At 68.4% G+C, this 2,764-nt stretch carries 3 protein-coding genes; 2 read left to right on the top strand and 1 reads right to left on the bottom strand.

The window, feature by feature from the left end:
• Positions 1-364: 364 nt before the first annotated feature.
• A complete protein-coding gene (locus IRZ30_RS16875; protein WP_294086853.1) occupies positions 365-697 on the bottom strand; it encodes a zinc-ribbon domain containing protein in 333 nt (110 codons plus the stop codon).
• Positions 698-1,038: 341 nt separating this feature from the next.
• Here IRZ30_RS16875 and IRZ30_RS16870 point away from each other — a divergent pair, with 341 nt between their 5' ends.
• Complete coding sequence (locus IRZ30_RS16870; RefSeq protein ID WP_294086852.1) at positions 1,039-1,830, top strand: membrane protein; 792 nt, start codon at positions 1,039-1,041, stop codon at positions 1,828-1,830.
• Between the two features lie 50 nt (positions 1,831-1,880).
• Complete coding sequence (locus IRZ30_RS16865; protein WP_294086851.1) at positions 1,881-2,306, top strand: hypothetical protein; 426 nt, start codon at positions 1,881-1,883, stop codon at positions 2,304-2,306.
• Positions 2,307-2,764 lie beyond the last annotated feature (458 nt).

Genomic DNA, 2,764 nt, shown 5'->3' with positions numbered 1-2,764 from the left:
CTGGGGGGCTGGGGGGGCCCCGCCCCCGCCGGGGGGCCGCCCGGCGCGGCGCGGGGGGGGGGGGCCCGCCGCCCCCGACTCCGCTCAGGATGACACGCAGGGAGTCGCGGGGGCTGGCAGGTATCCATGGTTAATTCGTCAAACTCCATCACCCCCGGGCACACGCCGAGCGGCGGGATCCTCGCATCACCCGCCCCCGAAGGCACGGGCCGCCCCGCGTGTGTCGTGCGTAGACCAGTTAGACGTGGAATGCGGTCGAGCCGGGTTCTTTGAGGCAACAACACCATCCGGTTGAGGGCGGACCGGATGGTGCGTGTGTCGCTAGATGGGCGCGCCGGGTGTTCCCGGCGCTGCATTCTACCGTCTAGTAGCGGCTGTAGCTGCGCTGCTCGCGGATCGACTGGAAGCAGTCGGAGCAGTAGACCGGCTTGTCGTTCCGGGGAACGAACGGGACCATGGTCTCCTGGCCGCAGTTGCTGCAGATCGCCGGGTGCATGGTGCGCTCCGGGCGGGCGCTGTAGCTGCCGTAGCCGCCGTTGCCGCCCTCGCGGGCCGACTTAGCCGCGCGCCGGCATGCCGGGCAGCGCCTGGGCTCGTTGGTGAAGCCCTTCTCAGCGTAGAACTGCTGCTCACCGGCGGTGAACACGAACTCGGTGCCGCAGTCGCGGCAGGTCAGGGTCTTGTCTGCGAAGCTCATCTCGTCGAGATCTCCTTGGTTTCGCTTTGCCGCCCCGATGGCGGCTCTCCGGTTTTGGGTGAGGCTCAGGTTTTCTCGGCGAGATAAGTCGGAGACAGGCCCTCGCTGCCACCGCGGACACGCGCTTTGAAACCTTGGCCATCGACTTTGAACATTATCACACTTCGGCCCAAAACGCTAGCCCCCTTTGCAAATTTCCGCCTCTCTCTCGGTAATCTGGTCTCCAGCAGCGGCATCCTCCGGCTGGTTCGGTGGTATATTCGGCGGCGTGTCCATATCGGACATGACCGGATGTCGGATGCGATCACGGCCGCCCCGCGCGGCTGACGGTGGAGACAGCAGTGGCAAGGAGTGGGATCAGCCGCACCCCGCGCCGGGCGGGCGAGACGGCGGGCAAGCGGAAGCCGCGGCTCAGCACACCGCCGCCACTGCGCAACCTGCGTGGCTGGACCCGCGATGAGTGGTACCGCTGGCTGATCCACTTCGTGATCCTGATCGCCGGCCTGGCGCTCTTCGCGCTGGGACTGGTGCTGAGCCTACAGAGCAACCTCGGCGCGAATTCCTGGACCGTCTTCCACGACGGCATCGCGCGACGCACCCCGCTGACGATCGGGCAGGCCAGCCAGATCGTGGGCTTCATCATGATCGCGGCGAGCTGGCTGGTCGGCGTGCGGCCGGGCATCGGAACCGTACTGAACATGTACCTGGTCGGGCTGTTCATGGACCTCATCCTGGCGAGCGGGTGGGTGCCGCTGGCGCAGGCCTATCCGGCACGGGTCGCGATGCTGCTGGCCTCAGTTGGCGTGCTCGGGATCGCCACGGGGATCTATATCCGAGCCGGATTCGGCGCCGGGCCGCGGGATAGCTTCAACCTGGCGCTGATCCGGATCACCGGGCTGTCCGTCGGCGTCGTCCGCTGGCTCGTCGAATCGGCCGCCGTCGTGATCGGCATCGTGCTCGGGGGCCACTTCGGCGTCGGGACGATCCTCTCGGCGCTGCTGATGGGTCCGGCCGTCGGCGCGGGGTTCCGGCTGACCGGGTTGTCGTCGAGCGGGACGCCACGCCGCGCCGTGGATGGACAGGGCGCCACGGCTGCGCACATAATTGACGAGGTCGAGTCGACCGGCGACTGAGCCGGCCGGGGCGCGAGTGGCGCCCGGCAAGCAAGTGCGGGGAGTGACGGGTGACGGGCAGCACCAAGGCGGAGACGAGCGAGTCGACCGGGCTGGCGGAACTGAAGGCGCTGCGGGCGCGCATGCTCCCGATGTTCGAGGCGGTGGCACAGGAGTACGCCTGGCGCGTCGAGCCGGGATACCCGATCGTCGTCGACAGCGTCGACGAGGGCGGCTACTTCGGCATCCACCTGGATCCCGGCTACGGGCTCTACATCATGACCGACGGTGAGACCGTCTTCGCCCAGATCAACATCATCGGCTGGCGCACCGATGTCCGCTCCAGCGCCAGCAAGGAGAAGTTTGCGGCGCTTCCGTTCGAGGGGGTCCGGCCGGTTAGCAGCCGGATGAGCGACAACCAGCTCCGGAACCTCATCGCGGAGCTGCTCTCCTACTGGAACACCCAGCCCCTCCTGATGAACCACACCGATAGCTAGCGGGACGGATAGGCACGCGATCCGCCCGGTCGCTGGGCGGGGCGGGTGATTGTTCCGGAATTCCCCAGCATCCCCGCCAGCAATCCGCTCCACCCTTGCGATCATTCTGAGCGGAGCCTGGGGGCGGCCGGCCGTCCCCGCCGCAGTCGACGGATCGCCCCGCCGCGGGTGGCTCCCACGCGAGATCCTTCGCTTCGCTCGGGATGACAGCGACCGGCGATGGCGTCGGCGCCGGTGTACCACGATACTTCGTCAGCATCGCGCAACCCTGCCCGGTCCGACGTGCCGGTCAGGCCCCGTCGGGCTGATCGGGCATCTCCGTGGTGTCCCGTGCTAGACGAACGCACGTGGGCCGGTACGGCCGCACCGGCCCGAGGGTGGTGCGGTTCACTCAGAGGAGGTGTGGACGTGCCGCCCTGCGGCTGGGATCACACCGGCTCCAGGGGGCGGTGGGGTGG

The sequence above is a fragment of the Sphaerobacter sp. genome, from assembly GCF_019683595.1.
In the GTDB taxonomy this organism is placed as follows: domain Bacteria; phylum Chloroflexota; class Chloroflexia; order Thermomicrobiales; family Thermomicrobiaceae; genus Sphaerobacter.
This window is presented reverse-complemented; position numbering and strand designations above follow the sequence as displayed.

What these genes read in the sequence shown, in the direction of transcription:
- IRZ30_RS16875 (WP_294086853.1), bottom strand. Translation starts at nt 697, where the DNA reads ATGAGCTTCGCAGACAAGACCCTGACCTGCCGCGACTGCGGCACCGAG.